9 protein-coding genes are annotated in these 13,556 nt (G+C 60.0%); 6 read left to right on the top strand and 3 right to left on the bottom strand.

The annotated features are described in order from the left end of the window. Positions 1–214 precede the first annotated feature (214 nt). The 3 genes from HG800_RS12440 to HG800_RS12430 all read left to right on the top strand — a co-directional run bounded on the left by HG800_RS12440 (position 215) and on the right by HG800_RS12430 (position 6,386). The gene (locus tag HG800_RS12440; protein ID WP_169976953.1) at positions 215–1,591 is read left to right on the top strand and encodes an efflux RND transporter periplasmic adaptor subunit; all 1,377 of its coding nucleotides are present in this window, start codon (positions 215–217) and stop codon (positions 1,589–1,591) included. A gap of 12 nt (positions 1,592–1,603) precedes the next feature. After that, complete coding sequence (locus HG800_RS12435) at positions 1,604–4,975, top strand: efflux RND transporter permease subunit (protein ID WP_169976952.1); 3,372 nt, start codon at positions 1,604–1,606, stop codon at positions 4,973–4,975. A 145-nt stretch (positions 4,976–5,120) separates the two neighbouring features. Beyond that, the gene (locus HG800_RS12430; RefSeq protein WP_206352246.1) at positions 5,121–6,386 is read left to right on the top strand and encodes a dipeptidase; all 1,266 of its coding nucleotides are present in this window, start codon (positions 5,121–5,123) and stop codon (positions 6,384–6,386) included. A 109-nt stretch (positions 6,387–6,495) separates the two neighbouring features. Here the strand turns inward: HG800_RS12430 and HG800_RS28220 are convergent, their stop codons facing one another. Then, positions 6,496–7,866 (bottom strand): c-type cytochrome, encoded by a 1,371-nt coding sequence (locus HG800_RS28220; protein WP_169976951.1) that lies wholly within the window; start codon positions 7,864–7,866, stop codon positions 6,496–6,498. A 441-nt stretch (positions 7,867–8,307) separates the two neighbouring features. Here HG800_RS28220 and HG800_RS12420 point away from each other — a divergent pair, with 441 nt between their 5' ends. The 3 genes from HG800_RS12420 (at position 8,308) to HG800_RS12410 (ending at position 11,521) form a co-directional block, all read left to right on the top strand. After that, on the top strand, positions 8,308–9,816 hold the full coding sequence (locus HG800_RS12420) for an efflux RND transporter periplasmic adaptor subunit (protein WP_169976950.1): 1,509 nt from the start codon (positions 8,308–8,310) through the stop codon (positions 9,814–9,816). A gap of 163 nt (positions 9,817–9,979) precedes the next feature. Continuing rightward, complete coding sequence (locus HG800_RS12415) at positions 9,980–10,519, top strand: hypothetical protein (protein WP_169976949.1); 540 nt, start codon at positions 9,980–9,982, stop codon at positions 10,517–10,519. A gap of 207 nt (positions 10,520–10,726) precedes the next feature. After that, entirely contained in the window at positions 10,727–11,521 is a 795-nt protein-coding gene (locus tag HG800_RS12410) for a DUF4190 domain-containing protein (RefSeq protein WP_169976948.1), read from the top strand. 102 nt (positions 11,522–11,623) lie between these two features. On the opposite strand, the gene HG800_RS12405 is transcribed toward HG800_RS12410, so the two are convergent. Together HG800_RS12405 and HG800_RS12400 are read right to left on the bottom strand one after the other, a co-directional pair. Beyond that, positions 11,624–12,025, bottom strand: a complete 402-nt coding sequence (locus tag HG800_RS12405; RefSeq protein WP_169976947.1) for a 6-pyruvoyl trahydropterin synthase family protein — start codon at positions 12,023–12,025, stop codon at positions 11,624–11,626. 100 nt (positions 12,026–12,125) lie between these two features. Beyond that, positions 12,126–13,493: a DUF1501 domain-containing protein gene (locus HG800_RS12400; RefSeq protein WP_206352245.1), complete on the bottom strand. Its 1,368-nt coding sequence runs from the start codon at positions 13,491–13,493 to the stop codon at positions 12,126–12,128. Positions 13,494–13,556: the final 63 nt, after the last annotated feature.

Below are 13,556 nucleotides of genomic sequence, written 5' to 3'. Positions count from 1 at the left end.
CCAAGGCCGACAACCAAGATGGCCTGATCCGTGGTTTCGACGGCTCCGCAGCTGGGATCAGGTCCGTGAGAAGCGGTATGCCTGCCGAGGCACCCGGATCGTGCGATGTTCGGCACAGGGTCGACGAAGGAGGGCGAGGAAACTTAGGATGTTTCCGATCGGCATGATTGCTCGGGGCTGATCATTCGCCCCAATCCCGGAGCGTCTCGACACCATGATCCGCATTGTCTTCTCCCTCGGCCGAGTCCTGGCCCTGATGATCCCAACGGTTCTTTGCGCAATCGTGGCCGGCTGCCAAAGTGCCGAACCCTCAGTCGTGGAATCCGGGCCTCCTCCCGTCTCGGTCAGTCGTCCCCTGGTTCGGCCGGTCGTCGACTACGATACGTACACTGGCCGGACCCGAGCGGTTTCGACAGTGGAGATTCGGGCTCGGGTGCAAGGTTATCTCAAAGAAATTTGCTTCGAGGCGGGCGATCTGGTCGAGGCCGGCCAGGTTCTGTTTGTGATCGATCCGCGCGAATATCAGGACGCTGTCGCGCTGGCCGAAGCCCAGGTGGAACAGGCCAAGGCCCGCGCCCGACTTGCCGCCGTGGAACGTGACCGCTACCGCACCCTTGCTCAGCGCGACGTGGGGAGCCGACAGGATTTTGACCGCGCCGCCGCGGCCTACGACGTGGCCGTGGCGGAGGCCAGAGGGGCCGAGGCAGAGCTTCGCCGGGCCCGACTTGACCTGAGCTTCACCGAGGTCACCTCCCCGATCACCGGGAAAGCCGGGGCTCACATGGTCGATGTCGGCAACCTCATTACCGTCGGCAAGACGGACGACAACCTTTTGACAACAGTTGTTTCAGTTGATCCGATGTTCGTTGACTTTGACGTGGATGAACGGGCATTGCTCCGATATCGGCAAAATGCCTCGGAGCTTCGCGGAGAAGAACTCGACGCCACCCGCATTCGTGAAGCCAGGTTTCCGGTTGAGGTGGGCCTGGCCGTCGAGGCTGGATACCCCCACGTCGGGATACTCGACTTCGCCGACAACCGGATCGATCCGAACACCGGAACCCTTCGAGCCCGAGGGGTCTTTCCCAACCCAAACCAGTTGCTCTCTCCAGGTCTCTTTGCACGAGTGAGGATTCCCCTCGGAAAGCCCGAGGATGCGATCCTGATTACCGAGACCGCCCTTGGCTCGGATCAGGGAATTCGCTTTGCCTATGTGGTGGATGTCGAGAATCGGGTCGAGCGACGGCTGGTCGCAATCGGCCCGGTCTTCAGTGGAATGGCTGTTGTGACCGAGGGACTTACTACCGAGGACCGTGTGATCGTCACCGGCATCCAGCGGGTCCGAGAGGGGATCGTCGTTGAACCCCGAGACGTTGCCATGCCCATGCCTCCCGGAACCGAGGAAGCCCTGGCCGTGGTCTCCGAAGAATCGGGCACTCTTGAAGTCCCTGACCTGCCCACCGTCGGCATTACCGAGGCCGCGGGAATGGACGAGCCTGAGTCATCCCCCGCAACCGACGAGACCAGTTCCGGCCCCGACGCCGAGGTCGATCCCGCGTCCGAATCGATCCCCGATCCTGACGCTCCTTGAGGACTGCCGCACGTGTTTACCGAGTTTTTTATCAAGCGGCCCATCGCCGCGGCAGTCATCTCGATCCTCACGGTGGTGTTCGGCGGGATTGCCCTGATTGGTTTGCCGATCGCCCAGTATCCGGAGATCACGCCGCCAACCGTCTCGGTCACGGCGAGTTTTCCTGGAGCCAATGCACAAACGGTGGCGGACACCGTCGCATCAGAAATCGAGAAGGAGGTCAACGGGGTGGAGAACATGCTCTACATGTCCTCCATCTCGACCTCCGATGGCCAGTACCTCCTGAACGTCACGTTTGAGGTTGGCACGGATCTGGATACTGCACAGGTCTTGACCCAGAACCGCGTCAGTACGGCCGAGGCCAAGCTTCCGGAGGAGGTGAAACGAATCGGCGTCACGACAAAGAAGAAGTCGCCGGCGATCACCTTGTGCGTCAACCTGATCTCTCCCGATGAGCGGTACGACCAGCTTTACCTGAGCAACTTCGCCTCGCTTCAGATCCGAGACGAGTTGGCCCGTCTTCCCGGGGTCGGTGACGTGGCCTTCCTCGGCGAGCGAGAATACAGCATGCGCGTCTGGCTCGATCCCGACCGTCTCGCCTCGCTCGATCTGACAGCGTCGGACGTGGCCAACGCGATCCGGGAGCAAAATGTTCAGGTCGCCGCAGGACGCCTCGGCCAGCAGCCCGCACCCGCGGACATCGGCTTTCAATACACCCTGAGTACCCAGGGGCGACTGCTCGAAGCCGAGGAGTTCGGTGAGATCATCGTCAAGACCGGCGACGATGGCCGCGTGACTCGACTGCGAGACGTGGCCCGGATTGAGCTGGGGGCTCGTAGTTACGATGTAAACACCTACCTCGACGGTACCCCAACGATCACCCTGGCTGTCTTCCAGCTTCCCGGCTCGAACGCGGTCGAGACGGCTCAGGGAATCTACGATCGAATGGCCGAACTCCAAGACTCCATTTTCCCCCCCGGTCTGGAATACCGGATTGTCTATGACACGACCCAGTTTATTGAGGAGTCGATCACGAGTGTCGTTCACACCCTCTTTGAAGCCTTTGCCCTGGTCTTCCTGGTCGTCCTGCTCTTTTTGCAGAACTGGCGGGCGACGATCATTCCCTTGATCGCTGTGCCAGTATCGCTGATCGGGACATTCATGTTCATGGCGTTGTTCGGATTCTCACTCAATAACCTCTCGCTGTTCGGACTGGTGCTGGCGATCGGGATTGTGGTGGACGATGCCATCGTGGTCGTCGAGAACGTCGAGCGCAACCTGGCGCTCGGTCTCAAGCCGAGCGAGGCGACGTCGAAGGCGATGCGAGAAGTGATTGGACCGATCATCGCCACGACGTTCGTCATGCTCGCCGTCTTTGTACCAGTGGCGTTCATCAGCGGCATCTCGGGACGGTTCTACCAGCAGTTTGCCCTGACGATCGCGGTATCGACCGTCATCTCGTCGATCAATTCGCTCACGCTCAGTCCGGCGCTGTGTGCCATCCTTCTCAAGCCGCACGACCACGGCTCGACCATCGAACGATCGTGGGCCTTGCCCCGTTTGGCGTATGTCGTTGCCTTCGCATTCCTCGCCGATGTGACGCTCGGGTCGGGGATCGCGTCGGCTTTGGGCCTTGAGGAGTCGAGGGAATGGATCGGACGGAGCGTGGCCGCGCTGGGAGGGGCAGTGGCAGGATGGTTCCTCGGTCTCGTGATCGACCGTCTGCTCGCCATTTTCTTTGCCGGGTTCAACACAGTCTTTGATGTTGCCACAACGATTTACGGTCGACTGGTTTCTGGATTAATTCGCGTCTCGGTGATCGTGCTGATCGCCTACGTTGGTTTGCTTGGCCTGACCTTCGCCGGATTCCGTGCAGTCCCAGTCGGTTTCATCCCGTCGCAAGACAAGGGGTATTTGGTCGTTAATGCGCAGCTACCCGATGCCAGTTCGCTATCACGAACCGAGGCGGTCATTCAGCGCCTCTCGGAAATGGTTCGAGACATTCCCGGCGTCGCGCATACGATCGACATGGTTGGTTACTCGGCCCTCAACGGCACGAATGCCTCGAACATCGGTTCGATGTTCGTGATCCTCGAACCATTCGAGGAGCGAGCCGGTCGCGCGGAACTCGGAGCGAACGCCGTCCTGCGGGCGTTTGCCCAGCAATCGAGGAAGGAACAAGAGGCGATCGTGAGTGTCTTCGGTGCCCCTCCGGTCGATGGGCTTGGCAGTGTCGGCGGGTTCAAGCTCATGGTGCAGGACCGCGCCGACCTTGGACCCGACATGCTTCAGGGAACGGTTGCGAACCTGATCGATGCCGGCACTGCCCAACCGATGATCGGGGGGCTGTTTTCCAGCTATCGCGCCGATGTCCCACAGTATTTCATCGACATCGACCGCGACATGGCCCGGTCGATGGGAGTGCCGCTTGACAACATCTTCGAAACGCTCCAGATTCAGCTCGGATCACTTTACGTCAATCAGTTTACGCGATTCGGCCGTAACTGGCAGGTAAACGTCCAGGCCGATTCTCCGTATCGCCTGCGTCCCAATCAGATTGCCCAGCTCAAGACCCGAGGGGCCGACGGTCGGATGGTTCCGCTGGGCGCGGTGGCGTCGGTCCGGGAGATCGGCGCTCCGACAATCATCGAGCGTTACAACATGTTCCCGTCGGCATCGGTGGTCGGGGCTCCGGCCCCTGGCACAAGTTCGGGCCAGGTGGTCTCCCTGATGGAACAACTTGCGGGGAAGGAACTCCCACGAGGCATGAGCACGGAATGGACCGAGTTGACCTTGCTCCAAAAGCTCGAAGGCAACACGGCGATTTTCGTCTTTCCCTTCTGCGTGCTCTGCGTGTTTCTCGTCCTGGCCTTCCAGTACGAGAGCTGGAGCTTGCCGATGTCGATCATCTTGATCGTGCCCATGTGCCTGCTCTGCGCCATCACTGGAATTTTCTTGAGAGGGATGGACAACAACATCTTCACGCAAATTGGATTTGTTGTCCTCGTTGCACTGGCGTGCAAGAATGCCATCTTGATTGTCGAATTCGCTCGCGAGAAGGAGGAGGAGGGGCATTCGCGACGCGAGGCGGCCGTGGAGGCCTCGGTCCTTCGGCTCCGGCCGATCCTGATGACCTCGTTCGCCTTCATTCTCGGCGTGGTTCCCCTGGTTCGAGCCGTGGGAGCTGGCGCAGAAATGCGTCAGGCGCTGGGGACGGCCGTTTTCTCGGGAATGCTCGGTGTCACGGCCTTCGGGGTTCTGTTGACGCCCGTCTTCTACGTGGTAATCCGATCGCTCAGCGGAGGTCGATCTCCCGAGAGGGCCAACACACCGAGCCATGCCCTTGAGCCTGTCGAGACGAATACACCCGCGACCACTGGCTAACGGTTTCTCCTCGCACCAAGGCCGACTCGTGGCAGCACGTCACCGCGGATCGGAGACGTCTGATTCCGAAGGTCTGGCACCTCCACATGAATCATCGGCCGAAGCGGCGGCCTTGCACTCAAACGATGGACAGAGGAATTTCGTGATGCGCGCACTGCCTCGGATTCGATCGGCCTCGGCAATGGTCGCGGCCCTGCTTCTTGTAACCTCGGCCGAATCGGCCGAAGACCCTGACCCGGCCGTGACTCCAAGTGCCGCGAGGATCCATGCCGAGGCAATCCTGATCGACGGCCATAACGACCTCCCCTGGAGGCTTCGAGGTGACGGGGACGTGGGCTTCGATCGGCTCGACATCGGCCGACGGCTCGATTCGGGTCATACAGACATCCCTCGCCTGCGCGAAGGGGGGGTCGATGCACAGTTCTGGTCGGTCTACATTCCAAGTGAGCAGCCGAACCCGTCTCAGACGGTCTTGCAACAGATCGACATCGTCTACCGGATGATCGATCGCTATCCCGACGCCTTCGAACTCGCCCGGACGGCGGACGATGTCGAGCGGATCGTGGCCTCGGGTCGGATCGCCTCGTTGCTCGGGATCGAAGGAGGAGTGGCGATCGAGGAAGACCTTTCCCTCTTGCGCAACTTCGCGAGGCTGGGGGTGCGGTACATGACCTTGACGCACAATTCCAGCCTTTCCTGGGCCGATGCGGCCACCGATGAGCCGATCAGCGGCGGCCTCTCCGAGTTCGGCGAGCGCGTCGTCCGCGAAATGAACCGTCTGGGGATGCTGGTCGATATCTCCCATGTCTCCGAGGCAACGATGGACGATTGCCTCCGTGTCTCAGCCGCGCCGATCATTGCCAGCCATTCCAGTGCCTATGCAATCGCCCCCCACCCGAGAAATGTCCCCGACGCGATCCTCCGTCGGATACCCGAAAACGGTGGCGTGATCATGGTGAACTTCTACCCCGGCTTCCTCGTGCCGAACGCCTCGGAGCGGCTGGCTGAGGCTCGATCGCGGTTCCGAAACGAATTCCCGGACGACGATGACGCTTACCGCAGCGCGCTTCGCCAATGGCTCGACGAACATGAGGATGAATTGCGAGGCGATGTGGCACTCGTGGCCGACCACATCGACCATATCGTCAAGGTCGCCGGGATCGATCATGTGGGCATCGGTGGCGACTACGACGGCATTAACCGGGTGCCAGTCGGCCTGGAAGACGTTTCGACCTACCCGAAGCTGACCGAGGAACTCCTGCGTCGGGGATATTCGGCCGAAGACGTTGGCAAGATCCTCGGCGGAAATGCCCTTCGAGTTCTCCGCGATGCCGAGTCTGTGGCCGATCGGCTGCAAACGGACACCCCGCCCGACGTCCAGCAGCCCGAACGAAGGCGGCAGACGGATTGATTCGCCGATCAAGTGACTGACGGGGCGCTGCGCGGGCACGTCGCTCAGGAACTCGATCCCGTCAGCCGACGATTTCGTGGCGGCTGACGGGATCGAGCGCGATTGATGATCAAAGGGTCTTGAGGTACTCAATGACGGCCCGGCGTTCGTCGGGGCTGAGGGCGTCGCCAAAGGTGTGACCCTGGTTGCCAAGCCCATAGCGTGACGTGTCGAAGATGGAGCGATCACGATCTCGTTTGGCGGCTTCAGCAGAGACAGGCTCAAGAACCTCAACGCGCCAGCCCACGCGATCGGTATCGTAGTGCTCGAAATCGGTCGAGGGCGGACGTCGAAAGCGATCGGGACGTGAGGAGGAGTCGAGGAGATGCTCCAGGGTCGGGATCGACCCGTTGTGCAGATACGGTGCGGTCGCCCAGACTCCTTCCAGCGGAGGGGCCTGGTACCCCGTCATCAATTCATCGACCGGATATTCCTCGGCGAACCAGGTGGAATTGTAGTGCGAGACCAGGAGGTCGGAGGGGGCTAGGGCCCGAACCGGATCGGTGCCGATGCGGTCAAGCTCGATGATTAAGTTCGGGTAGGAAGGCTCATCGACGTAAGTGCCGTGACACTTGGCGCACTGATTCTCAAAGATCGAGCGGCCCCTCACGGCCAGCTCGGCATCGATCGGAAAGGGATACTCCGGAGCCTCGATGCTGTTGAGATAGGCGAGGATGTCGGCGAAGGTCGGCTCCAGTTCCTCAAACTGCTCGCGAGACTTCTCGCCGAGCATGAACTGCATGTTCGATCGGACCGATCGGGCGTCGGTGCGGCCGTCGTAGTAGGTCGTCTCCTTGTACTTGATGTTCCACCAGGCGGGCACGTCGGTCTCGGGGAACTTTGAGCCGTGGAGAACCGGAATCAGGCGACGAGAGAGGTCGGGCTTGCGTAGGCTGATCAAGACAGCGGCCATCTGCCCAGCGTTGACCGCCCCTCGCACCGTGTTGACCGTAAAACCGGTGAAGAAGATCGGTCGGCCGTCGGCCTGAAAAAAGTCCTGGTAGAGGCCGATCATGTCAAGCTGCGAGTTGCCCAGGCCCACGAAGCTCTGGCCGCCAATCGAACCGCCGTGACAGACCAGGCAATCGACCTGCAATCCCTGGCGGCCGGTGGTCGGGTCGGTCGACCGTTTCAAGCCCATCGGCAGCCCATCATTGGGGAAGGGGGCTGGATGGAGGCCGTAGCGGCGGGCGAAGGCGAGCGCATAGCGTTCGGGATCGGTGTTGGGGTCGGGAGCCTTATCTTCCCAGAGGCTGGCGACCCTCTCGTAGATTTCGAGACTCCATTCGGGCTTCAAAAAGCTCCGGGACGTCAACGCCTCGCGGCCGCGATCGGCCGCCGAAGGCTCGACCACAGCGGTGCCTCCCAGGGAGACCTGAGCGCCGAAGGCAACGACCAGCAGCGAAAAAACGCTGATTCTGGCAAGGATCCGGAGATTCACGAGCTTAGTCCTTGTATCTCTAGCCGAGCGGCAATTCTGTTCTATAACTCGTTATAGACGACCTTTGCGACAACGGAAATGGTCGACGGAACCAGACGGGTGATCTCGAAGTTGCCGCGATTGAGCGATTGTTGTACAATCGGCCCACCAGGATCCTTGGTTGTAAGACGCGGTCAAACCTTCCGCATTGTTTCGGCCGATGGTACTGGAGCCTCGCAAGCTCGCTCGAGTTCTCGGTATCAACCTTGCACCGTTGACTCGAAACCCTTGATTTTCCCTCCAAGTAGGTCAACAACGGGACGAGTCGCTCGACGCTTGGTTCGGTCTAAAAGCCGATCCAAACACCCTCCTGACTTCCTGCCTTTGCTCAGCTCAGAAGCCACTCGGGCTGACGACGACCTGCCTTCCCGCCTCCCTCCTGTTTGAATGAGGAACGATCCCATGAAAACCCGAACGTCGAAGCGAGGGCTTTCCTGGCTCGCCGCAATGCTGGTCATGGCCGGCATGGCTGCCAGTGCGGCTGTCCTGCTCCCCTCGGCCTCCTGGTCGAGCGACGCTCGGGCGATCCCTGAAGGGATTACCCGGGTCCCCGTGGTTCGCCAAGACCTTTCCGTGACCGTGGTCGCCAGCGGGGAGCTCAACAGCTCCGAAAACACGCTGATCGAGTGCGAACTGGAAGAAATGAGTGAGCGAAACGCCGGTGGAAGCCGCATCTCCACCAGTGGCCGTTCTGTCATTATCGATCTCATTCCCGAAGGCTCGGTGGTGAAGAAGGGGGATATCCTCTGCCAGATTGACGGGAGCGAGTACGAGGAGATGATCCGGCAGAAGGAGATCGAAGTTCAAAAGTCTGCGGCGCAGTTGGAGCAAGTCGAACTGGACCTGCAAACCGCCCAGATCTCGCTGACCGAGTACATTGACGGGCTCCGCATCCAGCAGATTCAGGAGTATGAAGGTCAGGTCAAGCTGGCCGAGGCTCAATTTAAGCGGCAGCAAGATCGGCTTGCATGGTCAGAGAAAATGCTTCCTCTCGGTTACATCTCCCAGTCTCGGTACGAACAGGAAAAGCAACTCTTTCTGAGCGACCAGATCGCGCTCGACCGGGTTCGACTGGCTTACGCAAATTACCTAAAATACACCGTCCCGAAGATGACCCAGTCGCTTGAAACGCAAGTTGATCAGCGTCTCTCCACTGCGATTTATTATCGCCGTCGGCACGAGCGTCAGTTAGAACGGCTTGAAACCTACAAGGAACAGCTTGCCAACTGCACCATCCGTGCCCCGCACGACGGATACGTCATCTACGCCACAGATCGCAGGCGAGACGTGCCACTTGCCCCCGGTGTGGAAGTTCGGGAAAACATGGATCTCTTCTATCTCCCGAACCTGAACTCGATGCAGGTCGAGGTAACACTGAACGAGACGATCGTTGAACGAGTTCGCAAGGACATGCCGGCTACGGTCCGAATCACTGCGTTCCCTGAAATGATCTTGCCGGGCCGGGTGATCAAGGTCGAACGATTGCCAGTCACCAATCGCATGAGCTTTTTCAAGGATGATGTCAAGGACTACCGAGCGATCATCGAAACCGTCTCCATGCCCGGCCTGATGCCCAAGATGGAAGCTGAGGTGGAGATCGAGACGGATCGCCGGGTCGATGCCCTGGTGGTCCCATCCGAGGCGCTCGCATTCGAAAAGGGCAACTCCTTCTGCTATGTCGCCAGTGACGGAGGTCTTGAATGTCGGCGCGTTGAAGTCCGTCCGGGAACGATTGACATGCTTCAAATCACCGGAGGCCTGGACGAAGGGGAAGAGGTTGTGCTCAATCCGACCCAGTATGATCTGGAGGATTTGGTCATCAAGACACCTGCTCCGCAACCGCTCGTGACGGCCGATCCGATCGAGGTTGGTGAATCGCACGCGGCTCTGGGATCCGTCTCGCTGTACTGATCGGCGCAACCTGAGAAGCGCCGGGCCGGGTCGACTCATGATCGTCCGGCCCGGAAACCGATGGGAAGGATTATGTCGCGACGTGTGCCGGAACGGGTCGGCGCCCGCACTTGCTGTCGCGACGATCTGACACCGGCCTTTCCTCGATCTCCGGATCCTCCCGATGCCCTCAAAACGCGCCGCCTCGCGGAACTCCGGGTCTGCCGCCTCCGTGTCATCAACCCAGGGCGCCTCGTCCCCACTGCTCAGCGCAACCTTGGTGCTGCTCGCCATCGGTTATGGGATGATGTTGCTGGTCGAACGTCACGAACTCTCCTGGCCACCGCGAGAGTTGCTTGCCAGTCTCTCGACCTTGGCTGGCTGCCTCGCCATGGTGGGGCCGTTCTTACTCTGGCGCCGGGGCTCTGAGGATGGAACTGTTGGCGAGTTGATCTGGATTGTTGGCGGCCTGCTCCTCTGGGCCTTCGATCTCTCGGCATTAATTCAGGGAAATGTTCGCGAGCTCGACTGGGCTGCTCCAATCGGTCCGGAGATTCTCGGGCCTGTGGTTCTGGCCGTGATGGTTGGGGGATGGCGTACTGGCCGGCTTCCCTGGAGCTGGACATGGACCAGTGTGACCGGGTGGTTGCTGGGTCTGATCTGGATCGGCATGTGGTTTCTGTCCATGCTTCCGCAGCGAACCAATCCGTTTGGTCTGTCGTAATGGGAACGGAACCTGTGCGGAGTCCCTTGGGACCGTCCCACCGCTTGACGCCGCGAGGATTTGCCGATTAGCCTGGTAAACCAACGTCTCGATCGTGGGTCGCCATGCGTTCCGCGATCGGTGCTGTCTTGTCGTTCATTCTTTCGGCCCGCCCCCGCATCCGGCCCGCTCTTCGGGCAGATGATCGCATTCGCAGGAGCCCTCGACGTGGCCACCGAACCGAAAGCCGCTTCCTCGACGGCCCCATCGTGGTCCGATTCTCCCATCGAGAATGAGTTGCCCACGTATCGGGCAATTAGTACCTGGGCTGTTGCCAGCCTGGTGCTCGGTCTCATTTCTCTCGTAAGCTTCGCCAGCCTGAGTTTTGTGGTCGCTTCGATCGCTGCCATCGTCTGCGGGGCGGCCGCTCAACGGGCGATTCGAAGGTATCCAGACCTGGTCACTGGGACCGGATTAGCCAATCTCGGCATCACACTGGGCCTGATTTCCGGCCTTGCGGCCCCGACGCTTTCCACTGTTCAGCATTCGATCATCTCTCGCCAGGCCCGCGACTATTCCACCCAGTTGGTCGAGGCTCTGGAATCCAAGGGAATGGCCGATGCCTTCTGGTTAGGCCAGCATCCCCAGGTTCGAGCTCAGATGACTCCTCAGGGCTTGATGAGCGACATTGAGAACACCCCCGAGCAGGAGATGGGCGGCCCCGACACTCGACTCAGCGCGATCCGTTCGATCAGTCAGCGCTTGGCCAGTGGCAATCAGCATATCCACTTCGACGAAATCGAAGGCCGAGGCTTCTCAGGAATTACGCCTTACGCCTTCGTCCGAGTCATGCTCGATGGACCGGAAACCGACGAGTTTCCGGCCGTCCAGTTTGCCCTTTTCCGTGTCGAAGGGGCGGATTATGAGGGTCAACGTCAGTGGTACATCAAAGACGTTGTGTATCCTTACGAGGCTGGTTCCCGGGCCAATGTCGTCGAGTCTGCTCACGGTCACGAGCATTGATCGTCACTCAATGACGACTGGCTGAGCAACGACCTTGACCTCTGGTCAGCCAGGCTCCTGTTCTAATCGGGCCGTCTTCGAACGAAGGCGGTCCGCTTGCATTTATTCTCCGTACGTGGCGTGACAGCGAGGAGTTTCCCAGAGCGTCACCTCGACCACAGGCAATCCAGCTTCTTTCGCCTTGTCAAAAATGAGCCGGGCGATGTTCTCGGCCGTCGGGTTGTCTTCCATGGTAAAGAAACGCTCACCCCGCTCATGAAGCATGGGCACGATGGGGTCGTCGCGATGCAAGAGCATCGTGTGGTCGAGGTGATCGTCAATCCAGCGCTGAACGTGCTGCTTGATGTCGCTGAAATCAACCAGCATGCCTCGATGATCGAGCGATTCCGATTCCAGGATGATCACGGCCTTCCCATTGTGACCGTGGAGATGGCGGCATTTGCCCTCGTAATTGAGCAAACGGTGGCCGTAGCAAAAGTCGATTTCTCGGGCAACACGATACATGAAACTCATCCCTCCCTTGATGGGGGGATTCTAGGCCGAGGCTCCTCCCGTCGGCAAGGATCGAGCCAAGATCAGTCCCTTGATCCGTAGTGAGTTCTCATCAGCCCAATCGGTCAGGTCGCGGAGCGAACGAGTCGATCAGGTCGCGAACGATGTGCCCATGCACGTCGGTCAGACGCTGGTCTCGCCCACCGTGGCGGAAGGTCAATTGCTCATGATCGAGCCCTAGCTGGTGGAGGATCGTGGCGTGAATGTCGTGGATCGTCAGCGGATGTTCGACGACTCGGTTGCCGAAGTCATCGGTCTGGCCGAAGGCAAACCCACCCCGGAAACCGCCGCCGGCCAGGAAAATCGAGTAGCCATCCACATGATGATCGCGCCCGGCGCGCTCGGAGATGGCCGGAGTGTGCGGGGTTCGCCCCATCTCACCGGCCCAGACGACGATCGTCGAATCAAGTAACCCGCGACGTTTCAAGTCGACAATCAAGGCCGCGATCGGCTGATCGGAGATCAACGCATTCTCGGTATGATACTTTTTCAGTTCGCCATGCTGATCCCAGGGGGAATTGTTCGGATGCGTCAGTGGGCAGGTGATCTCGACAAACCGCACGCCTCGCTCGACGAGCCGACGCGCCCGGAGGCATTGCAAGGCGTAGAAGCGCTGGTGATCGTCTGGCCGGTCCAGTCCATAAAGCCGCCGGGTTTCTTCTGATTCTCCCGAGACATCGGCCACTTCGGGGATTGACGTCTGCATCCGAAACGCGGTTTCGTAGTTCGTGATGGCGGATTCGATCACGTGACCTTCCGTCAAGAGACGAGCGAAGGTCTCATCTTGCTCGGCGAGCAGGTCGAGCTTGCGGCGCTGAACGGAAACCGAGTCGCTCGGCACAATCCCATCCACTGGGACACCGCGCGATCGGATCATCGTCGCGCCGTGAGAGGCCGGCAAGTAGGCCGGAGCAAAATTCTCGAAACCACCATTCGGAATCCAATCATTATTGAGAAGCACATAACCTGGTAAATCGGAACGTTCCCCAGCCAGACCATACGAAACCCAGGAGCCGAAACTCGGAGCCTGGCCCGTCACTCGACCGGTGTGCAGCAGCAAGCTTTGTTGCCCGTGCAGTGGTTGCTCGCCTTCGAGTGATCGAACGACGCAGAGGTCATCGGCGCAGTCGGCAAGGTATGGCAGAAGATCACTGACCCACAGTCCCGCTTCACCGCGCCGCCGGAACCGCCACGGACTTCCCATCCAAACACGCGACGCTGCCGATTGCGACTTCTTGGAGACGGCTTGCTCGCCAATCGACTGCCCTTGAAACCGCGACAGTGCGGGCTTCGGGTCGAAGGTATCAACGTGGCTTGGACCGCCGTCCATGAAACAGAAGATGACATTTCTCGCCCTTGGCGTTGGTCCGAAGTCGGCTCCGCGTGCCTCCTCTGAGAGAAGTCCGGTGAGGGCCAGCATCCCGAATCCGCACGACGAGGTTCGCAGCCAATCACGTCGGCTCGGCAAGCAGAGAGGAGGAAG

It is taken from the genome of Tautonia rosea, from assembly GCF_012958305.1.
In the GTDB taxonomy this organism is placed as follows: Bacteria; Planctomycetota; Planctomycetia; order Isosphaerales; family Isosphaeraceae; genus Tautonia; species Tautonia rosea.
The sequence above is the reverse complement of the archived record's forward strand: the minus strand, read 5'-3'. Positions and strand labels throughout refer to the sequence as shown.

What these genes read in the sequence shown, in the direction of transcription:
- HG800_RS12440 (WP_169976953.1), top strand. Translation starts at nt 215, where the DNA reads ATGATCCGCATTGTCTTCTCCCTCGGCCGAGTCCTGGCCCTGATGATC.
- HG800_RS12430 (WP_206352246.1), top strand. Translation starts at nt 5,121, where the DNA reads ATGCGCGCACTGCCTCGGATTCGATCGGCCTCGGCAATGGTCGCGGCC.
- HG800_RS12420 (WP_169976950.1), top strand. Translation starts at nt 8,308, where the DNA reads ATGAAAACCCGAACGTCGAAGCGAGGGCTTTCCTGGCTCGCCGCAATG.
- HG800_RS12415 (WP_169976949.1), top strand. Translation starts at nt 9,980, where the DNA reads ATGCCCTCAAAACGCGCCGCCTCGCGGAACTCCGGGTCTGCCGCCTCC.
- HG800_RS12405 (WP_169976947.1), bottom strand. Translation starts at nt 12,025, where the DNA reads ATGTATCGTGTTGCCCGAGAAATCGACTTTTGCTACGGCCACCGTTTG.
- HG800_RS12400 (WP_206352245.1), bottom strand. Translation starts at nt 13,493, where the DNA reads ATGCTGGCCCTCACCGGACTTCTCTCAGAGGAGGCACGCGGAGCCGAC.